Source organism: Ruegeria sp. EL01, assembly GCF_900313035.1.
In the GTDB taxonomy this organism is placed as follows: domain Bacteria; phylum Pseudomonadota; class Alphaproteobacteria; order Rhodobacterales; family Rhodobacteraceae; genus Ruegeria.
This window is the reverse complement of record NZ_OMPS01000016.1, coordinates 132893-151831: the sequence shown is the minus strand read 5'-3', so window position 1 is coordinate 151831 and position 18939 is coordinate 132893. Positions and strand designations below refer to the sequence as shown.

General features: G+C 56.7%; 21 protein-coding genes. 13 read left to right on the top strand and 8 right to left on the bottom strand.

The features are described from left to right. Nucleotides 1–153 precede the first annotated feature (153 nt). Nucleotides 154–903 carry an alpha/beta fold hydrolase gene (locus D9K61_RS09025; protein WP_162946816.1) on the bottom strand — a complete coding sequence of 250 codons (750 nt, stop codon included), beginning with the start codon at nt 901–903 and terminating at the stop codon, nt 154–156. A gap of 290 nt (nt 904–1193) precedes the next feature. Between D9K61_RS09025 and D9K61_RS09020 the strand changes: the two genes are divergently transcribed. The 3 genes from D9K61_RS09020 to xth all read left to right on the top strand — a co-directional run bounded on the left by D9K61_RS09020 (nt 1194) and on the right by xth (nt 3940). Beyond that, on the top strand, nt 1194–1745 hold the full coding sequence (locus D9K61_RS09020; protein WP_162946815.1) for a pyridoxal-dependent decarboxylase: 552 nt from the start codon (nt 1194–1196) through the stop codon (nt 1743–1745). Nucleotides 1746–2096: 351 nt separating this feature from the next. Then, on the top strand, nt 2097–2741 hold the full coding sequence (locus tag D9K61_RS09015; RefSeq protein ID WP_120632903.1) for an HAD-IA family hydrolase: 645 nt from the start codon (nt 2097–2099) through the stop codon (nt 2739–2741). A gap of 419 nt (nt 2742–3160) precedes the next feature. Beyond that, the gene (gene xth, locus D9K61_RS09010; protein ID WP_120632902.1) at nt 3161–3940 is read left to right on the top strand and encodes an exodeoxyribonuclease III; all 780 of its coding nucleotides are present in this window, start codon (nt 3161–3163) and stop codon (nt 3938–3940) included. A gap of 4 nt (nt 3941–3944) precedes the next feature. Here the strand turns inward: xth and D9K61_RS09005 are convergent, their stop codons facing one another. Further along, complete coding sequence (locus D9K61_RS09005; protein ID WP_120632901.1) at nt 3945–5093, bottom strand: FAD-dependent monooxygenase; 1149 nt, start codon at nt 5091–5093, stop codon at nt 3945–3947. 72 nt (nt 5094–5165) lie between these two features. Beyond that, nucleotides 5166–5588: an RNA polymerase-binding protein DksA gene (dksA, locus tag D9K61_RS09000; protein ID WP_120632936.1), complete on the bottom strand. Its 423-nt coding sequence runs from the start codon at nt 5586–5588 to the stop codon at nt 5166–5168. A gap of 383 nt (nt 5589–5971) precedes the next feature. Between dksA and D9K61_RS08995 the strand changes: the two genes are divergently transcribed. From D9K61_RS08995 to D9K61_RS08970, 7 genes are all read left to right on the top strand, one after another. Next, nucleotides 5972–6817 carry a MoxR family ATPase gene (locus D9K61_RS08995; protein WP_120632900.1) on the top strand — a complete coding sequence of 282 codons (846 nt, stop codon included), beginning with the start codon at nt 5972–5974 and terminating at the stop codon, nt 6815–6817. 108 nt (nt 6818–6925) lie between these two features. Beyond that, complete coding sequence (locus D9K61_RS08990; protein WP_371688465.1) at nt 6926–7375, top strand: N-acetyltransferase family protein; 450 nt, start codon at nt 6926–6928, stop codon at nt 7373–7375. Further along, nucleotides 7372–8739 carry a DUF2927 domain-containing protein gene (locus D9K61_RS08985; protein WP_120632899.1) on the top strand — a complete coding sequence of 456 codons (1368 nt, stop codon included), beginning with the start codon at nt 7372–7374 and terminating at the stop codon, nt 8737–8739. Before D9K61_RS08990 ends, D9K61_RS08985 begins: the two co-directional genes overlap by 4 nt. A gap of 7 nt (nt 8740–8746) precedes the next feature. After that, nucleotides 8747–8917 carry a hypothetical protein gene (locus D9K61_RS26920; RefSeq protein ID WP_162946814.1) on the top strand — a complete coding sequence of 57 codons (171 nt, stop codon included), beginning with the start codon at nt 8747–8749 and terminating at the stop codon, nt 8915–8917. A 4-nt stretch (nt 8918–8921) separates the two neighbouring features. Then, nucleotides 8922–10106, top strand: coding sequence for a VWA domain-containing protein (locus tag D9K61_RS08980; RefSeq protein WP_120632898.1), 1185 nt, complete (start codon nt 8922–8924; stop codon nt 10104–10106). 111 nt (nt 10107–10217) lie between these two features. Beyond that, a complete protein-coding gene (locus D9K61_RS08975) occupies nt 10218–10820 on the top strand; it encodes an NAD(P)H-dependent oxidoreductase (protein ID WP_162946813.1) in 603 nt (200 codons plus the stop codon). Nucleotides 10821–10930: 110 nt separating this feature from the next. Beyond that, a complete protein-coding gene (locus D9K61_RS08970) occupies nt 10931–11617 on the top strand; it encodes a M48 family metallopeptidase (RefSeq protein ID WP_120632896.1) in 687 nt (228 codons plus the stop codon). A 63-nt stretch (nt 11618–11680) separates the two neighbouring features. Here the strand turns inward: D9K61_RS08970 and D9K61_RS08965 are convergent, their stop codons facing one another. The 5 genes from D9K61_RS08965 to D9K61_RS08945 are packed head-to-tail and all read right to left on the bottom strand — an operon-like array spanning nt 11681 to nt 16970. Next, nucleotides 11681–12229, bottom strand: a complete 549-nt coding sequence (locus tag D9K61_RS08965; RefSeq protein ID WP_120632895.1) for an RSP_2648 family PIN domain-containing protein — start codon at nt 12227–12229, stop codon at nt 11681–11683. Then, nucleotides 12226–13434 (bottom strand): RSP_2647 family RNA methyltransferase, encoded by a 1209-nt coding sequence (locus tag D9K61_RS08960; protein ID WP_120632894.1) that lies wholly within the window; start codon nt 13432–13434, stop codon nt 12226–12228. Before D9K61_RS08960 ends, D9K61_RS08965 begins: the two co-directional genes overlap by 4 nt. A 39-nt stretch (nt 13435–13473) precedes the next feature. After that, nucleotides 13474–13752 (bottom strand): hypothetical protein, encoded by a 279-nt coding sequence (locus tag D9K61_RS08955; protein WP_120632893.1) that lies wholly within the window; start codon nt 13750–13752, stop codon nt 13474–13476. Beyond that, complete coding sequence (locus D9K61_RS08950; protein WP_120632892.1) at nt 13736–16531, bottom strand: glutamine-synthetase adenylyltransferase; 2796 nt, start codon at nt 16529–16531, stop codon at nt 13736–13738. Before D9K61_RS08950 ends, D9K61_RS08955 begins: the two co-directional genes overlap by 17 nt. A gap of 49 nt (nt 16532–16580) precedes the next feature. Continuing rightward, entirely contained in the window at nt 16581–16970 is a 390-nt protein-coding gene (locus D9K61_RS08945) for a nuclear transport factor 2 family protein (RefSeq protein WP_254055731.1), read from the bottom strand. Nucleotides 16971–17112: 142 nt separating this feature from the next. Between D9K61_RS08945 and D9K61_RS08940 the strand changes: the two genes are divergently transcribed. From D9K61_RS08940 to D9K61_RS08930, 3 genes are all read left to right on the top strand, one after another. Further along, the gene (locus D9K61_RS08940; protein ID WP_120632890.1) at nt 17113–17535 is read left to right on the top strand and encodes a DUF2852 domain-containing protein; all 423 of its coding nucleotides are present in this window, start codon (nt 17113–17115) and stop codon (nt 17533–17535) included. A gap of 67 nt (nt 17536–17602) precedes the next feature. After that, nucleotides 17603–18034: an RDD family protein gene (locus tag D9K61_RS08935; RefSeq protein WP_120632889.1), complete on the top strand. Its 432-nt coding sequence runs from the start codon at nt 17603–17605 to the stop codon at nt 18032–18034. Nucleotides 18035–18109: 75 nt separating this feature from the next. Further along, a complete protein-coding gene (locus D9K61_RS08930) occupies nt 18110–18934 on the top strand; it encodes an arginyltransferase (protein WP_120632888.1) in 825 nt (274 codons plus the stop codon). Nucleotides 18935–18939: the final 5 nt, after the last annotated feature.

Sequence of the window (18939 nt, the reverse complement as noted above, 5' to 3'; positions counted from 1 at the left end):
CCTTTGCCGGCATTAAACTCTGCTCGAATTCCATCAGCCAGCTTCCCGTAACCGGACATTGGTTCATAGTGCAGCAATATGTGTTCTTGACGACTTCAGCGTGGACAAGTTTGCCGTCAGTTAGAGCTCAATGAATGGCGGTATCTGAGCGCCTCACCTCAACACTTCGGCAATCTTGTCAGCGAGGGTTTCAGGTTGATCAACACTCGCCCAATGAGTGGCGTCATCCAGAACCATTCGATCCATAGGATGCTCATCCAGCCAACGAAGTGTGGTCTCCGGGCAATTCTCCGGATTGTAGAAATATGTTACATGGACAGTTTCGGCCAAAATCTCGCCGGGCATATGAGTGGCCGAGAAAAGGCGTGCATCAGTGCCAAGTTGCCAAAGCGCCTGGGGATCGGCTTGTGACGCCACTTCTCGATAACGAGTTATGATGGGCTCTTTTGCCGCCATCTCATCAAGACGCGCCAGAAACGCCGTTCTGAAAGCGTCAGGACTGTCGTAATCCGCGGCGGTCCCCGAGAAGTACGCGTCTTCAGCGGTAATATTGCCCTCAAGTGATATGATGGTTGTTAGTGGGCATTCCGGTTGTTTAGCGGCGATAGATGCGATTACGGAAGCTACCGAATGAGCCACAATAATCTCTGCTCCGGCTTCTTTTGCTTCCTTAACCACAAACTTCGCCAGAGCATCCAACGTGGTATCTACTTCTAGCGGCGGCGCGCCAAAACCCGGAAGATCAAGCGGCAACAAAAGATAAGTGTCTGCGAGATGAGTGCGGGACAGGCCTGCGAACATACTAGCGTCGTCACCAAAACCAGCAATCAAAAGGATCACTGGGCGCACGCCACGGATGTCGTCTGTATTATCAGATTTAGGTGTTTGCTCTACTTCGGTCACAAGATGATCCCCACTTTTGTCGTGCGCACCTTATGCGCATGCCGCAATCCACGTCACTTTGAACTCTAAGCTGTCATCTGTCGATTTCCGCTGGGCATCTATGCGTTGAACGACCGCTCAGCGGAGATGGTGCTGAGAAATCCGATTTCGCCAAAGATCAGTCATATAAAGCTGCCGTTTGACTTTGGGGACGTCAATCACTCAGGTCAGCTTGTAAAGAGCATGTTTCGGGTCGAAACGTCAGCACGTTGGTGTAGTTAACTCCCAGACCGCTCATGAAGGAGAATGAGATGCGTGGACGCGTTGCCCTGTTTCCGAGTTTCGATGAATTGGATGCCGCCGAGAACGCACTGACAGCACGGCTGGGCAATGTTCGTCGACAATTTTCAAGTCGCAAGGCCAACGCTGAAGAACCGTCTCCTGAATGGGTGGCCGAACTCCAGGCAAAGCAGTTCGACGAGGTCGAAGACTTGGAACCTTTGATGGATTGGGTGATGGACGCTCTCGACAAGGGTAGCGTTCAGATGACGCATCCCGGCTATCTTGGGCTATTCAATCCTGCGCCAAGTTTCGCGTCGGAATGCGCTGACCGGATTGCTTCGGCGTTCAACCCGCAGATCTGTGTATATTCCCACGCTCCAGCGGCCGTGGAGATTGAGCAACATGTTATCAATGAGCTGGCCCGCCGCGCAGGGCTTCCACAGGGGTCAGGCGGCCACTTTACCAGTGGTGGAGCGGAGGCCAACTCGGCTGCTGTTCTTTGCACCCTTCAAGCGAAATGCCGCGACTACAGTGACAACGGGATTGGCGAGTTCGGTGGGCAGCCCACGACTTCACATTGATGTGGTTGGTGAACGTTGTGCAAAGTGGCTGCAGTCTGATGAGGCTCTATTGGAATTGCGCGGGCGCGAATTGGTAGTTGATTTAGAGAATGTAACCACAAGGACTACATCCCTCTGTTTTCGCTACCTTTGCCCTACATGCGGTTCGGCCTATCCCAGACATTGCCCCGCTGCTCGGGATGCTGCGATGCGGCCCGCCAAAGGAGACGTTCGCTGCAATTGCACGACCCCTGGATCGGCGAACTCACAGACTGCGGACAAAGCTGCAGTTCACTGCTGCCGAGCAAAAATCCGCTTCTGCGCCTCGTGCTCTCGCTGGTATTCGTTGCAACAGTCGCTTAGCCTCATAGTATGATTCAACCTAGTGGTACATATGATCCCGGTACCATTGTCGCCTGGGATTTCGACGGCGTGATAAACCGCAACATTGTGAACGGCAGGTTTATTTGGGCAGATACGTTCGAGATCGATATTGGTCATTCGCTTAATGACTTCACAGAAATAATCTTCCGCAAGGGTTTTGACGAAGTCATCACAGGCAAGGTGGATTTGCGCGACCGCATCGAAGATTGGGCCCGCTCCGTCAACTATACCAAAGGCGCTGACGCGCTTCTTTCATATTGGTTTAAGAATGATGCTCTACCGGACGCGGACGTTACGATGGCGATGGATACACTGAGCAGCCGCGGCGTTCGTCAAATCATCGTAACCAATAACGAGGCTCGCCGGGCGGCATTCATTGAGCGCGAGATGGGTTTTGGAAACCGTGTTGAGCATGTGTTCGCATCCGGTCGAATGGGCGTTCGCAAGCCGGACCCGGCGTTTTTCAAACATGTGACGGATACGCTTGAAGCTGAACCAAAACAGATGCTTCTACTCGATGACTGCCCAAAGAACGTCCCAGCTGCGGTTCGTTGCGGATGGCGCGCGTTCCATTTCACAGATTACACGCGTAATCAGTTGCGCAGTGTACTAGGACTGGAGCCACAAAACTAGCTTGACCTATGCTCCACGGAACTCAAGAGACGCCATTAGTGCAGCTTGCAGCATTGATCAAAGCGAGCTCAAAGCGGCCTTGCGGCTGTGCAGCGCGGTGCGGTGCGGTGCGGTGCCGAAAATATCTGACGTTTGATGCTGGAGATTGGAGAGTTCGACCGGGATCCTGTTGGATCAATGTTGTGACGGAAAAGTCAAACATCTCTGGCGTTTTACAACCGGAGAGCTTCACTCGGCGCGGTCATCGACGTCCCCGCCTGTATCGCTTATCCGTGATCGGACAAGTCGGTTAAGAATGCGTTCTTCATCTGGCCAAAAATATCCCGGAGCGCGAGGCAGAACCTCGCACCAACGCTGACCAACTTGCCGTTGGTTCTAATCTGGGCGATAGGTTGCCATAGTGCTTCGGAGGATCGCGCATGAAAATCGCCACATTTAACATCAATGGCATCAAGGCGCGGGCCGAAGCTTTGCCCCGTTGGTTGGACGATGCGCAGCCGGATGTTGTTTTGCTTCAGGAAATCAAGTCGGTTGACGAAAACTTCCCCCGCGAACTGTTCGAAGAGCGCGGGTATAACGTCGAAACCCATGGGCAGAAAAGCTTTAACGGCGTGGCGATCCTGTCGAAACTTCCGCTGGAGGATGTAACGCGCGGCCTGCCCGGTGATAGCGAGGATGAACAGGCCCGCTGGATCGAAGCAACGGTGGTTGGCAAGCAAGCGTTGCGGATTTGTGGGTTGTACCTGCCCAATGGCAACCCTGTGCCCGGGCCTAAATACGATTATAAGCTGGCGTGGATGGAGCGTTTGTACGACCGGGCGCGCGACTTGCTGGCCAGCGAAGATGCCGCTTTGATGGCTGGCGATTACAATATCATTCCGCAAGCCGAAGACGCCAAACGCCCGGATGCCTGGCGCGAGGATGCTTTGTTCCGACCTGAAAGTCGCGCGGCGTTTCGCAAGATTTTGAACCTAGGGTTCACCGAAGCCTTCCGGGCGCACACAAAGGGACCCGGTCATTACTCTTTCTGGGACTATCAGGCGGGTGCGTGGAACAAGAATGACGGTATTCGCATCGATCATTTCCTGCTGACCCCGCAGGCTGCGGACCTGATGCGCGATTGTCGGATCGATGCAGAGATTCGCGGGCACGAGAAACCGTCAGATCATGTTCCTGTCTGGATCGATCTTGATCTGTGATCGCTCAGGCGGTCGCGTCATAGTTATAGATCCAGTCGTATCGCCGACCCAATCGCCCCCCGAAAGCGGTCAGCGCCACTTGGGCCGCAATGCGCGCCGGTCCACGCAAGTGAAAGTTTCGCGCATTGGCTGATGCGGCGTCGACCACCTTTCGAGCCCGCGCTGTGCGCGCGGCCTCATAGGCGCTCAGCGCATCAGCGACGCTGTTGCCATCGAAGGACCGTGCCAGCATCCACGCATCCTCAAGCGCGAGACATGCACCCTGAGCCATGAAGGGCAGCGTCGGATGCGCCGCGTCCCCTAGCAATGCAATGCGCCCGTTCTGCCATTTTCGCGCAACTGGCCGCAGGAACAAAGCCCAGAGATAGGTGTCATGAACCTCCTGCAGTATTTCGTTCACTTTGCCGCCAAAATCCGAAAACCGCGCGCGCAGGTCGTCCGGATCCCCTTTCAGGCGCCAACCTTCATCCTGCCAGTCCGACCTCTCTTCGATGGCCACAATATTGAGAAGGCTCTGATCGCGCAGCGGATAGGTCACCACATGGCGCCCCGGCCCCATGGTCAGATGTGCTTTGGGCAGTTTTGACACGCGATCCCACGGGATCGTCGCACGCCACGCCACCTGATTGGTGAAACCAAGGATTTCCTCACCGTTCAGGATGGGACGGATCGAACTGCGCCCGCCATCTGCGGCAACCACGACATCTACTGACAAGACATCCCCATTTGCCAACTGTACCTGGGCAATGTCTGGGCGTTCGTGGATCTCCTGAACTTTGTTGCCAAGGCGAACCTCAACACCGACCTCACCCGCGGATTTGAGCAGCAAGTCAATCAAGTCCGCACGGTGGTAGTAATATGTCGGACCGGCAGCGGGCTCTCCGATCCGGCTGATAAACCGCCCGGATTTGTAGTCACGCAGGATCGTTCCGTAGGATCGTTGACCCCTGTCGGGACCGTCCCCGAGAACCCCCAGCGCCTTAAGAACGTTCAGACCGTTTGCACTTATCTGCAGCCCGGCCCCAACTTCGGCGACTTCCTGCGCTTGTTCCAGGACAACAACCTTGGCACCTTTTTTGCGCAGCGCAATCGCAGCCGCCAGACCACCAATTCCGGCGCCAACAACGCCGATTTTCAGAGTTTCAACATTCATAAAGCAGACTTATCGCACAAAAAACGCCGGAGCCATAAGCTCCGGCGTTTTTGCTTTGCAAAGTCGCGGCGATCAATCGTCGCGGTGGACTTTCTCGCGGCGTTCGTGACGTTCCTGTGCCTCAAGCGTCATGGTCGCGATTGGACGCGCATCCAGACGCTTCAGCGAAATCGGATCACCCGTCTTTTCGCAATACCCATACTCACCTTCGTCGATCCGGCGCAGTGCGGAGTCGATCTTGGACACCAGCTTGCGCTGACGATCCCGTGTACGCAGTTCAAGCGCACGATCAGTCTCTTCGCTTGCGCGGTCAGCGACATCGGGAATGTTGCGGGTATTGTCCTGCAATCCTTCGATGGTGTCGCGGCTGCCTGCTAAAAGTTCAGTCTTCCAATCCAACAACTTGCGACGAAAATACTCAAGCTGTCGATCATTCATGAACGGTTCATCTTCGGCCGGGCGATAATCTTCCGGCAGAAAAACTTCCTGCTTCATATTGGCTCCCTTGGTATGGCCAGAAACGTCGGTCGCGGTCGTTTCACCTGACATTTGGCACCCCCTTCTGCGCAGCGTTTATCCGACGCGCGTAAGAATGTCACTACACAAACGTCGCACCGATACGCTGCTGACAGGACCTGTCTAAACACGAGACTTAAAACAACAAAACCTTGTTTTTCTGTGAAATTCAGCGGGCGATTTCAAGGCAATTTGTGCGCGCCGAAAAAGCGGATTCTCGACGAATCAAGCCAAAGAGATTGGACTTGCTGCAAAAATCGCTGCATCCGACGCAGGGGCCCGGGTTGTCAAAAACGTTGCCCCTCTGTAACCCGGACACCACACTCTTGCTCGTTCATCGCGCATAACCACATGAGGGGCTTATGACCGCACGTTTCCAAGGCACAGCTGAATATGTTGCCACTGACGACCTGACCATCGCTGTAAATGCTGCTGTGACGCTGGAACGCCCATTGCTGGTCAAAGGGGAACCCGGCACCGGCAAGACCGAACTGGCCAAGCAGGTGGCCGGTGCACTGGGATTGAAGATGATCGAGTGGAATATCAAATCCACCACCCGTGCACAGCAGGGCCTTTATGAATACGATGCGGTCAGCCGGTTGCGCGACAGCCAGTTGGGTGAAGAACGCGTGCATGACGTGTCGAACTACATCCGCAAGGGTAAGCTATGGCAGGCGTTTGAGGCGGATGAAAAAGTGGTTCTGCTGATCGATGAGATCGACAAGGCCGACATCGAATTCCCCAACGACCTGCTGCAGGAACTCGATAAGATGGAGTTCCACGTCTACGAGACTGGCGCGACTGTCCGGGCCAAAAACCGACCGATCGTGATTATTACCTCGAACAATGAAAAAGAACTGCCCGACGCGTTTTTGCGCCGCTGTTTCTTTCACTACATTCGCTTTCCCGATGACGCCACGATGCGCCGGATCGTCGAGGTGCATCATCCCGGTATAAAAGACGCGTTGTTAACAACCGCGCTGACGCAATTCTATGAGATCCGAGAGACTCAGGGCTTGAAGAAAAAACCGTCGACATCCGAGGTTCTGGACTGGTTGAAGCTGTTGCTGGCCGAAGACCTGACGGCCGAGGACCTCAAACGCGACGGGGCAAACGCGTTGCCAAAACTGCACGGTGCTTTGCTTAAGAATGAGCAGGATGTGCATCTTTTTGAGCGCTTGGCCTTCATGGCACGCCGCAAAGGTTAAACTGACATGAACATCCGGTGATCGCAGCTTGCCTTGGCCCAGACCGGGTGTCAGCATCGAATTGACTGAGTACAGTTCGTAAACACTAAAAAATACAGGACGTATCGCTTGGCTCACGCAACAAAAATCCGCGCCCTGCGCACCGACGACAGGGACGCATGGGCTGAGATGTGGCGGGATTATCTGGCCTTTTACGAAACCACTGTCCCTGACGCGACCTATGACACGACCTTTTCCCGGTTGATCGGCGACGATCCACAGGATTTTTCCTGTTTCGTCGCCGAGCAAGACGGCAAACTTGTTGGTCTGACCCACTTCCTGTTTCACCGACATGCTTGGAAAGTGGAGCAGGTTTGTTACCTTCAGGACCTATACGCCCGGCCTGAGACGCGGGGAACAGGTGTCGGCCGCGCCCTGATACAGGCGGTCTATGACGAAGCAGACCGAAAGGGCGCGCCGTCAGTTTATTGGCTGACGCAAGAGTTCAATCACACTGCGCGCCAGCTATATGATCGCATCGGAACCCTGACTCCGTTTATAAAGTACAACCGCTCATGATCCGGTGGGGCGCTCTTGTTCTGGCATTGACACTGTCTGCATGCACGTCTGTTGAGACGATCGAATTGCCGGCCGAGGTCAAGGTTGTCGAGGCCTCGCTGCCCCCGGCAAAAACCTTCCCCGCCCCCCGACCTGCCCCACCCGCGCGATCCAACAAGAATATTGCCGCCGACTTTTTGTCTTTGCATTTCGAATTGGAAAGCGGTGCGCAACTGCCTGTTTTCACACGATTTGAAACACCGATCACAGTGCGGCTGACAGGCGCGTCCACCGCCAGCATGCGACAGGACCTTAATCGATTGCTAGACCGACTGCGTCGCGAGGCAAGGCTCGACATTCGGCAGATCAACGAGGGTCAGGCGAATATCACCATCGAGGCAGTCAGCCAGAGGCAGATCCACCGAATTCTACCAAATGCAGCCTGTTTCGTTGTGCCCAACGCCTCAAGCTTTGAGGAATACAGCCGCGATCGGCGTAAGGCCAAAAGCAACTGGACCGAACTGCGTAGCCGCGAACGGATCGGTATCTTTATCCCCTACGATGTCAGCCCGCAGGAAATGCGCGATTGCCTGCATGAAGAGCTGGCACAGGCGCTGGGTCCGTTGAATGACCTCTACCATCTGCCCGATTCCGTGTTCAACGACGATAACATCCATACCGTTCTGACCGGCTTTGACATGTTGATCTTGCGGGCAGCGTACGCGCCCGAGTTACGAACCGGAATGACCCGCGAACAGGTCGCTGCTGTCATTCCCGGTGTCCTGAGCCGCCTGAACCCGCGTGGTAACCGGCTGCCGGCGCAGCCGATTTCGGACACACCGCGCGAATGGATCGATGCGATTCAAAAATCCGTGGGCCCTGGTTCCGGCTCACCCAGACAGATGCGCGCGGCCCAAAAGGCCGCCCAAATCGGGCAGCAACTTGGCTGGACCGATCACCGCCGGGCGTATCCGCACTATCTGATGGGGCGCATGTTGCAGTTCAACAACCCGCAAGCGGCGCAGCGCCAGTTCCAGGTCGCCCTGCAATTCCTGCGCGCAACACCGGGAACCGAGGTCCATCGTGCCCATGTTGCAACGCAGACTGCAGCTTTTGCGTTGGCACAAGATCAGGGCCCAAAAGTTCTGCCCCAGCTTGATCAGGCAATAAACGTGATGACACGGGCAGAAAACGCCTCGATTCTGGCCACGCTATTGTTGTTGAAATCCGAAGCTCTCAAGCAGGCCGACAAGCCGGAACAGGCACGTGCCGTCAGGCTGGACAGTCTGGGATGGGCGCGATACGGCTTTGGCTCGGATTTGGTGGTTCAGTCCCTGATGCGGGATGCGACGGTCAGACCTTCCAACAGCAACAGAGGCGGATGAGACAGCCATGTTAGTAGTTCTGGGAATGGCGGTATTGGGTGCAATCCTGGGCGCATTGACCGCGCGGAAACGCAACGGGAACGCCGCCGATGTGGCGCAATATGCCGCCGGGTTTGGGATTGCTTTTGCGCTCGCCGGACTCGTAATCTCGATGGTGCTGGTCCGACTGGTGTTGTAGCGCGATGTTCCTGCCCTTTTTTGAAAACCTCCGAAAAGCCGGCATTCCCGTTTCTTTGCGGGAGTATCTGACCTTTCTCGAAGGCATGAAAAAGGGTCTGGCCAACTATGACGTCGAGGCGTTCTACTACTTGGCCCGCGTCTCAATGGTGAAGGACGAGCGTAATATCGACAAGTTCGACCGCGCTTTTTCCGCCAGTTTCGAAGGTCTGAACGAGATCACTTTTGATCAAGTGCTTGATGCCGTCGATATCCCCGCCGAATGGCTGGCCAAAATGGCAGAAAAGCATCTATCGGAAGAAGAGAAGGCCGAGATCGAAGCCCTTGGTGGGTTCGACAAGCTGATGGACACCCTGCGCGAACGGCTTAAGGACCAACAGGGCCGCCATCAGGGCGGCAACAAGTGGATTGGTACCGCTGGCACATCCCCGTTCGGGGCCTATGGCTGCAATCCCGAAGGCGTGCGCATCGGTCAGAATGAAAGCCGCCATCAACGCGCGGTTAAAGTTTGGGATAAGCGCGAATTCAAGAACTTAGACGACACAGTTGAACTAGGCACGCGCGACATCAAAGTTGCCCTGAAACGCCTGCGCCGTTGGGCGCGCGAGGGTGCGGCCGAGGAGCTGGATCTGGACGGCACGATCCGCGCCACAGCCGAACACGGATACCTGGATGTCAAAACCCGGCCCGAGCGTCATAACGCCGTCAAAGTGTTGTTGTTCCTGGACGTAGGCGGTTCCATGGATCCGCATATCAAGGTGGTCGAAGAACTGTTCTCGGCCGCGCGAACCGAGTTCAAACATCTGGAATATTTCTACTTCCACAACTGCCTCTATGAGGGCGTCTGGCGAGATAACCTCCGCCGCTGGGATCAGCAGACGCCAACGCACGAAGTGCTGCGCACCTACGGTCCTGATTACAAGTGCATTTTCGTCGGCGATGCCTCGATGAGCCCCTATGAAATCGCCTACTCAGGCGGCGCCAATGAGCACTGGAACCAAGAGGCCGGACAGGTCTGGCTGCAGCGTGCACGCGAACAATGGGCCTCAAACCTGTGGATCAACCCGGTTCCCGAGAAATACTGGGAGTACACCCATTCCATCGGCATGATCCAAGAGATCTTCGAGGACCGGATGGTGACAATGACATTGGCCGGGCTTGAGCAAGGAATGCGGGAACTGACGCGGTAACAGGCCTGATCAGATTGTGCGAAAAAACTGAGCATTTTTCTTCTTGACCTCAAGCTACGTTGAGATTCCACAGTGACCAAAGTTCATTGAATAATAACGTAGAGCCTGCGCGTGCACGTACTGACAATTCTTGATCATCCAGACCCGAACTCATTCACCGCAGCCAGTGCTGCACAATTTATCGAGGGTGCCAAGGCAGCAGGCCACACCGCCGAGCTTGCCGATTTACATAGCGAAGGTTTTGATCCGCGCTGGTCGATGGCAGATATCGACGCGGATTCAAGTTCAGCAACACCGCCAGACATTGCTGTCGAGCAGGAGCGGATCGCCCGTGCCGATGCCATCTGCCTTGTGTTTCCTCTGTTCTGGTGGGGCATGCCCTCCATGATGAAGGGTTGGGTGGATCGCGTCTGGTCGTGGGGCTGGGCATATGACCAGTTGGATGATCCGGAAAAATCCCTGCAAAAGCCTCGATCCGGGGTATTGCTGGTGCCTGCCGGCGCGCGTTCTGACGAAATGGAATCTGCCGGGTATCATCAGGCACTTGAGACCGTCTGGACCAGAGGAACGTTCGGCTATTTTGGCCTGTCGCCCCGTAGGGTCGAGGTGCTCCATGGGTCGACCGGATCAGCGAAACGGCGGCAAGCGCTTTTGGAGCGAAGCTATGACATCGGATTTACGCTGCCATCGCCCTGGCAAGATCAGAATTTATAATATAGCAAAATCAAACGGACAGCCGGAACCGAACTGAGGTTGGAGACGTTATCTGACCAGAACACAACTTTCCATTTGCTCTTGGGGCATTGAAATCCCATATCTAACCCATGCTCCGCCTAACCCCGATCCTGTTGGCCATTGCTTATGCCGTTGTGATGTACCGGATTTCTGTCTGGCGCACGCATCGCGAGTTGGATGCAAAATCGACTGAGCTGGCCGACCCTGCCCTTAAGCGCCTAACGGACCGGCTGGCTGCGGCGTTGGATGTAGAACGTGTTCCCGTCTACATCTATGAAATTGATCCTGTGAACGGGCTGGCAGCACCGGACGGGCGGATATTCATCACACGCGGGTTTTATCGCAAGTTTCGGAATGGTGAGGTGTCGGCTGAGGAAATGGCCAGTGTCATTGCGCATGAGTTAGGTCATGTGGCGCTGGGTCACGCCCGGCGTCGAATGATCGACTTTTCCGGGCAAAATGCGATGCGCACAGCGTTGATGATGGTTCTGAACCGGTTCATTCCCTTTATTGGTGCCATCATAGCCAATGCCCTGACGACCCTACTGGCATCGCGCCTGTCCCGTTCGGATGAGTATGAGGCAGATGAATATGCGGCCGCGCTGCTGACCAAAGCGGGGATCGGAATCGGGCCGCAGAAATCCCTATTCCACAAGCTTGAAGCGCTGACCGAGCAGCGCTCGGGCGTGGTGCCTGCATGGTTGATGAGCCATCCGAAGACAGATGAGCGCATTGCAGCGCTTGAGACGCTTGAACAGCGTTGGGGGCGTGGCTGATCTACAGGCAGCGAGAGGCCAGCCTCTCGTGCTCTCCGGGATATTTTTAGCCAGATGAAGGGACTAAGCGTGGTTGCTGAGGGCTTTGCCCAGGCGTGGCAGACGGGCTTTTTTCATCAGTGGCCGCAATGTCCATTGCGCACCTGAAAGCCGATTGGCCTCGGCCAGAACGCGGCCCGCGACCTGTTCGAGACCGTCAGGATCAGTGAGCCAGAACCCGAGTAGAAGGCTATCGGGATCATGACGTTCCAGACCTTCTTCGGCGAGGATGTTATTAGGAAAATCCTTGGCATTGACGGTGACGATTACATCCGCAGAACTGGCGACTGCGGTGGCCAGAACATGGATGTCTGCGGCGTCCGGCAACCACAGTCGTTGCTCGACCCCCGGCGCAGCGGCACGTTCGGCCTTGGGCCATTGTGCCTGCACCAGCGCGATTTCTGCCCGCGCCTGAGCCTCGCCCTGCGGGCCTATTTTTCGGGCGGCACGAGCCCATTCTTCGAGGATGCGTGCGGACCAGATTGGGCTGAAATGGCCCAATTGGGCCGCGCCCAACAGCATTTCACGCATCACCGTCGGGTAGATGATACAGGTATCCAGAACCGCCTTCACAGCCGGTAGAACACAGCTTTGAGGTATCCACTTTCGGCCAGTTGCGGCAGTTGCGGATGATCCGGTCCAGCAAAGCCCGTGTGGATCAATTGCGCCTGTCGCCCGGCACGGCCAATACCTCGGGACGATGCCTCGCGAAACCGTCCAAGATCCGCCGCGTGCGAGCATGAGCAGAGGCCAAGGTATCCACCTGGTTTGACCAACGATGCGGCCAGACGGGCGATGCGTTCGTAAGCCCGCAATCCGGCGTCCAGCGCTTGTCTTGACGGCGCAAAGGCTGGCGGATCACAGATGACGACATCGAACTGCGCCCCCTCTTCGCCTAGTTGGGCCAAGACGTCGAAAGCGTCGCCTTGTCGGGTTCTGAACTGGTCAGCGAAACCGGAGGCGTCGGCGCCTTTCGTCGCAAGCTCCAATGCGGGGGCGGACCCATCCACAGACAAGGCGTGTTCCGCGCCTCCTGCCAGCATGGCCAAACCAAAACCACCGACATGGCTGAAGACGTCCAGCACGTGCGCGCCAGAATGGACGAGCCCTGCAGCAAAGGCATGGTTGGGGCGCTGATCATAGAACAAGCCGGTTTTCTGCCCGCCGGTCAGGTCTGCCATATAGGTCGCACCGTTCATCGGCACGGGCAGTGGCGCAACGGGTGCGGAGTCGCGAAGGGTCAGGTTCACATCGTCGAGGCCTTCCAGTCCGCGCGTGCGGCCCGAAGCGTTCTTGAGCACAGTTGTCACGCCAGTGACCTTGACCAACGCATCGGTCAGAAGGTCCAGATGTGCCTCAGCCCAGGCAGCGTTGGGCTGGATCACGCAGACATCGCCGAACCGATCGATGATAACGCCGGGAAAGCCATCTGCTTCGGCATGGACAAGCCGGTAATAGGGCGTGTCAAACAGGCGCGCGCGCAGTGCCAAAGCGCGACTCAGACGGGTTTCGAACCAGTCGACGGTCAATTGCGCGTCGATATCACGGTCCAAGACCCGGCACATGATCTTTGACTCGGGGTTAACCGCAACCAAAGCGATCGGTGCGCGCTTGTCATCCTCGAGAACGGCCAACGCCCCGGCTGCAATCTTGCGGGTGCGGCGGTCGGTGACGATGTCATTGGCATAGACCCATGGGAAGCCATGGCGCAGGCCACGCGCGTTGGCTTTGGGTTTCAGGCGGATACGAGGGCGGTCGGTTACGGCATTTTGCGTCATGACGCCCTCATAGTCGCGAAGGCGCGGATGGAAAAGCCCTTAAGTCCCTCGGTCACGCGCGCGCCATCCGCCGCGCCGTTTCGGGGCTTGTCCGGTTTGCAACCCCTCGGCCAGCACCTGAGTCATCGGATGATCGGCATCCTGCGCCGAATAGGCGGTATGCAGATCGGCCAGCGCCTGTTTCTGATCCAAGCTATCAGGCAAGCTCAAAGCCCAATCCAGAAAGATGCTGCGGCACTCAGGCAAAGCGATACCGTCGATGCGGTAAGCCTCGCGGATCAGCCCCTTGGGATCGTTCGGATCACTGCTGCGCGCCATCTTCGCCCTCCTTGATCACGCTGCCAATCAGATCGGCGGCGGTGATGTAACTGTCCTGCAATGCGGATTTAAGCTGCTCGACCTGATCGAACCCGGTGGCGCGGCATAGAAATGCCGTACCGCCTTCACCGATCTTGTCCGCTTCGATGACCTTGCCCGAGAGCAGCCGCGCCGCACATTGCACTGACCAGCATAGGTCATAGCTGTCTTTCAGCGTTTGTGCCTGGGCGACATCCAGCAAGCCTGCAGCGACCGCTCCGTCCAGACCGGCATGAACATCACGCTGCGGACTGCCCGACAATAGGGCCCCGGTTTCGGCCATCAGTTCGATGTCCATCAGGCGTCCTGGTCCGTTCTTGGCATCCCAGATTCCCGCCGGCGATTTTGCCGCCGCCAGTCGGGCACGCATCGCGGCCACCTCATGCAGGACCTGGTCGCGGTCGCGCGGGCAGGACAGGAAGTCAGTGCGGAAGGTTTCGATATCCTCAGCCAGGCCGGCATCCCCCGCCACCACATGGGCACGTGTCAGGGCAAGATGTTCCCAGACCCATGCATCTTTCTGCTGATAGCTCGTAAAACTGACCCAACTGGTCGCCACTGGCCCCTGATTGCCCGAGGGGCGCAGGCGCATGTCAACCTCATAGAGGCGCCCTTGCGACATCGGAGCAGACAATGCCGTAATCAGGGACTGCGTGAACCGGGCATAGTAAGTGCGTGTTGCAAGCGGGCGTGGGCCCTCGGACATATCCTGATCCAATGGATCATAGATCACGATCATATCCAGATCAGATTGCGAGTTGATGCGCCCTGCCCCGATCGATCCCATGCCCAGCACTGCGGCCCCGCGCCCTGGCGCTGGTCCATGCTTTTGGGCGAAACTATCCGCCACATGAGGCAGAATCGCCGCAATAACCGCCTGCGCCAGTTCGGCGTAATGTTGACCGGCCTGCGCCCCGCCGATCAACCCACGCAGGTGATGCACACCGATCCGGAAATGCCATTCCTTGCACCAGCGACGGGCAAAATCCAACTGCGTTTCGTAATCCGTTTCTTCAGCCAAAGCACCGGCCAGCTCTGCTTGCAGCGCCGCCTGACCGGGCCAGTCGGCAAAAAAGCTTCCGCCGATCACCGCATCAAAAACAGCTGCATTGCGCGACAGATGCGTGGCCAATGCATGAGAGGTCCCGACGATATCGATCAGCAAGTCGATCAACTGCGGATTGGCTTCGAACAGCGAGAATAGCTGCACACCTGCTGGCAATCCTGCCAGAAACCCATCCAATGCCAACAACGCTTCTTCGGGTTGAGCCGATTTCGCAAGGCGCGACAGGAGTTCAGGCTTAAGACGTTCGAAAATGCGCCGCCCTCGTTGCGAGCGTAGTGCCGGATAGGTCGTCCAGCGGGCCATGACGTTTTTGTCGAATGCGACCTCTTGCACTGGGGCGGTGGCCGCCGATTGACCCGGAGCAAAAAAGCCTTCAGTCAACTCATGAACTTCAGTCAGGCGTCGGGTCAGATCCGATGCCAATTCGGCACTGCTGATCCCCATCAGGCAGGCAACACGTTCGATCCCGTCGGGGGATTGCGGCACCTTATGGGTCTGGGCATCATGCACCATCTGGATACGGTGTTCGACTTCGCGATGAAAGCGGTAGTGGTCGGTCAGTTTGTCTGCGACATCCTTGGGAACCCACTCTTTCGAGGCCAACGCGGCAAGTCCCTGAACCGTGCCATGCACACGCAGATCAGGATCTCGACCTCCCGCGATCAACTGGCGTGTCTGGGTGAAAAACTCGATCTCGCGAATGCCGCCTTGCCCCAGTTTCATGTCATGGCCAGGGATCGACAATGCCCCACCGGTCCCTTTGTTCTCCCGGATGCGCAGGCGCATATCATGAGCGTCCTGAATGGCCGCAAAGTCCAGATGACGTCGCCAGACAAAGGGACGCAAGCTATCCAAAAACCGCTCTCCGGCGGCGATATCCCCCGCACAGGCGCGTGCCTTGATGTAGGCGGCACGTTCCCACGTGCGCCCCAGGCTTTCATAATACCGCTCGGCCGCTTCCATCGCCATGCAGACTGGTGTGACCGCGGGATCGGGGCGCAACCGCAGATCGGTGCGGAACACGTAGCCATCGGCCGTCTTTTCGCTCAACGTTGCGCAGAAATTGCGCGTGGCCCGCACCATGCCTTGCCGCGCCTCGTAGAAGTCATCCGGGTCAAAGCGCGTTTCATCAAACAACACGATCAGGTCGATATCCGAGCTGTAGTTCAGCTCATGCGCGCCCATTTTGCCCATCGCCAGGATGACCATTCCAGCGGCGGATTGGACGTCGTCTTCTGTCATTCCGGGCAGCTTGCCGCGTCGCACCAGGGCTGCGATTTCAGCTTTGGCCGCCACATCCGCCGCCAATGCGCCAAAATCGGTGAGTGCTGATGTGACTTTTTCCAAGGGCCAAGCACCGGCAATATCTGCAAGGGCGGTCAGCAAGGCCATCCGGCGTTTGGCTTTCCGCAAACCCGGCTTCAATTGATCCGGAGGCAAGGCGCGGGCGGCTGCCATCACATCATCCAACGCCTGATCTGGGTTCTGCAACGCCTGGGGCAGCCATGTCTTCTCGTGCTCGATCAGGCCCTTCAGATACGGGCTTGATCCGGCCGTTCCCGCAATCAACTCGCCATGTTCGGGGGACAAATCATGCAAGAGCGCTCGGGTTTCGTGCCCCAGAGCGGGATCAAAAGCACGCGGCAGGCGGGTGATGGCAAGAACGTCAGTCATAAGCGCAACCTGCGCATTGCTGTGTCAGGTCGTCAATGGGACAAACCCGTCAGGTTGGCTCCAGCGGCGTGTCCTGACTGAAACTGCTGACCCAAACCTCGTTCCGTCGCTCCCAAAGCGAGGATATCAGCATCGCCTCCCACACAGCTGTATTGGGCCTTTGGTAGTCGGCACGATAGGACAGCAGGACAATATCTGGCGTCAAAACCATCAGCTTGGCGTCGCTCAGCTCGAATGTCGCCATGGTGGGCGCATCCGCGAATTGTCCAACGTGATCGTCTCGGTTGGCAAACCCCGAAGGATAGACACCCAGAAAATCCGGACTCAGCAAAGCTCGATCTACCTGAGCGTCGCCATTGACCAGCGCGGCCCAGACCTGCTTTTCCAGATCCAGAATCGCGTCAAGCGTTGGGGTGGCCTTGTTTTCAGTCCTATTCATGCCTGCAAACTGCGCGTGATCCCATGCCGCGTCAACCAAATCGCCAAATGTAAATCTTTTTCACATCGACCTCTTGCATCCGTCCAACGGGACCCCATCTAGACAATGTGAAAGGAATTTACATCAACCATGGAGAGCCCAAATGACTGCACTAACTGAACCCGTCGCCCCGCAAAACCCGGGATGGTTCTATCGTGCCGAGGCCTGGCTTGACGACAAAGGCAAAGGCGCCTGGATCGCTGCCATGGTCCTTGGATTCATCTTCTTCTGGCCGATCGGCCTTGCCTTTCTGGCCTATATGATCTGGAGCAAACGCATGTTCAGCAAGTCCTGCAGCCGCCGCAAATCCTGGCAAAGCCACATGAGCACGATGAAGCCGTCCGGCAACAGCGCGTTTGACGCATACAAGTCGGACACTCTGGCCCGCCTGGAACGCGAACAACAGGATTTCGAAGCCTTCCTGCACCGTCTGCGTGAAGCCAAGGACAAGGCCGAATTCGACGAGTTCATGAATGATCGCGCTCGCGAGAACCATGAAGAACCTGACAAAGGCGAACCAGCCTGATCGCCCTTTCCCTGTTCCGATTGTTCGGGACAGGGTTATCTGACCCCATCACCTGGATGATCCGACTATGACACACCTGCCCGATCCCGATCGCCAACCTGAATTTTACAGGTCCGTAACGACGAAGCGCTTCGTCGCCTGGCTGTTCGATATCGCCTTTATTTCCCTGCTGTGCACCGTGGCAATCCTGCTGACCTTCGGGCTAGGATTTTTCATCCTCGCGCTGATCTATGCTGTGGTCAGTTTTGTCTACCGCGTTGTCACGATTGCGAATGGATCAGCCACGTTGGGCATGCGGTTCATGGGGATCGAACTGCGCGATGCATTCGGTGAAAAGATGGATACCGGAAAGGCGATTGCCCATACCGTCGGCTACTTTGTCAGCATGATGTTTCCGGTGATCCAGATCATCTCGGTTGTCATGATGATGACCAGCGCGCGCTGTCAGGGTTTGACAGATGCGTTCCTTGGCACTGCGATGATCAATCAACGCGCCTGAAAATCCTTCGCGTGAATCACTTGGCGGCCAGAAAAACCGTTGCTATCATCCGGTTCGAGGCTACACAGGACCTTCATGCGACACACGCTGCCCATTGCGCCACAATTCTATGTGACAGCCCCCCAGCCCTGCCCTTATCTCAAGGGCAGGATGGAACGGAAGTTGTTCACCGCCCTTCAGGGTGAAGGCGCGGATCAGCTGAATAACTCGCTTTCCCAACAAGGGTTCCGTCGATCTCAAAACGTCCTGTATCGACCATCCTGCACGGATTGCTCAGCCTGTTTGTCCGCGCGGATCGACGTTTCAGCGTTCCAGCCCTCAAAAAGTCAGAAGCGTGCGATCAAGCGCAATTCATACCTGCAACGCAGCGCGAAGTCCCCATGGGCAACGGACGAGCAATACGATTTGTTCCGCGGATATCTCGACAACAGGCATGCCGATGGTGGCATGGCGGACATGGACGTGTTCGAATTTGCCGCGATGATCGAAGAGACTCCGATCCGCAGTCGTATCGTCGAATACACGGATCCCGAAAGCGGCGATCTGATCGCTGTCAGCCTGACCGACGTCCTCGATGATGGGCTCAGCATGGTCTATTCCTTTTATGATCCTGTACAGCCACAGAATTCACTGGGCACCTACATGATCCTCGACCACATCGATATCGCCCGCGAGGCTGGCCTGCCCTATATCTATCTGGGCTACTGGGTCCCCGGCAGCCCCAAGATGGGTTACAAAGCCAAGTTCGCAGGGCTGGAAGCCTATGTTCAGGGCCAATGGCAGAAGATCGACGACCCGACCGAGTATCAGGATCCGTCACATCATCCGCTCTCGTCCGCCCCAATAGCCGAGCAGGTCGCCAACATTCAGTTGCCGGATCGCCACCCGACCAAAGGCTAACAACC

Coding starts and splice junctions, on each gene's coding strand:
- D9K61_RS09020 (WP_162946815.1), top strand. CDS start 1,194: ATGCGTGGACGCGTTGCCCTGTTTCCGAGTTTCGATGAATTGGATGCC.
- D9K61_RS09015 (WP_120632903.1), top strand. CDS start 2,097: ATGATTCAACCTAGTGGTACATATGATCCCGGTACCATTGTCGCCTGG.
- xth (WP_120632902.1), top strand. CDS start 3,161: ATGAAAATCGCCACATTTAACATCAATGGCATCAAGGCGCGGGCCGAA.
- D9K61_RS09005 (WP_120632901.1), bottom strand. CDS start 5,093: ATGAATGTTGAAACTCTGAAAATCGGCGTTGTTGGCGCCGGAATTGGT.
- dksA (WP_120632936.1), bottom strand. CDS start 5,588: ATGAAGCAGGAAGTTTTTCTGCCGGAAGATTATCGCCCGGCCGAAGAT.
- D9K61_RS08995 (WP_120632900.1), top strand. CDS start 5,972: ATGACCGCACGTTTCCAAGGCACAGCTGAATATGTTGCCACTGACGAC.
- D9K61_RS08985 (WP_120632899.1), top strand. CDS start 7,372: ATGATCCGGTGGGGCGCTCTTGTTCTGGCATTGACACTGTCTGCATGC.
- D9K61_RS26920 (WP_162946814.1), top strand. CDS start 8,747: ATGTTAGTAGTTCTGGGAATGGCGGTATTGGGTGCAATCCTGGGCGCA.
- D9K61_RS08980 (WP_120632898.1), top strand. CDS start 8,922: ATGTTCCTGCCCTTTTTTGAAAACCTCCGAAAAGCCGGCATTCCCGTT.
- D9K61_RS08970 (WP_120632896.1), top strand. CDS start 10,931: ATGCTCCGCCTAACCCCGATCCTGTTGGCCATTGCTTATGCCGTTGTG.
- D9K61_RS08960 (WP_120632894.1), bottom strand. CDS start 13,434: ATGACGCAAAATGCCGTAACCGACCGCCCTCGTATCCGCCTGAAACCC.
- D9K61_RS08955 (WP_120632893.1), bottom strand. CDS start 13,752: ATGGCGCGCAGCAGTGATCCGAACGATCCCAAGGGGCTGATCCGCGAG.
- D9K61_RS08950 (WP_120632892.1), bottom strand. CDS start 16,531: ATGACTGACGTTCTTGCCATCACCCGCCTGCCGCGTGCTTTTGATCCC.
- D9K61_RS08945 (WP_254055731.1), bottom strand. CDS start 16,970: ATGAATAGGACTGAAAACAAGGCCACCCCAACGCTTGACGCGATTCTG.
- D9K61_RS08940 (WP_120632890.1), top strand. CDS start 17,113: ATGACTGCACTAACTGAACCCGTCGCCCCGCAAAACCCGGGATGGTTC.
- D9K61_RS08935 (WP_120632889.1), top strand. CDS start 17,603: ATGACACACCTGCCCGATCCCGATCGCCAACCTGAATTTTACAGGTCC.
- D9K61_RS08930 (WP_120632888.1), top strand. CDS start 18,110: ATGCGACACACGCTGCCCATTGCGCCACAATTCTATGTGACAGCCCCC.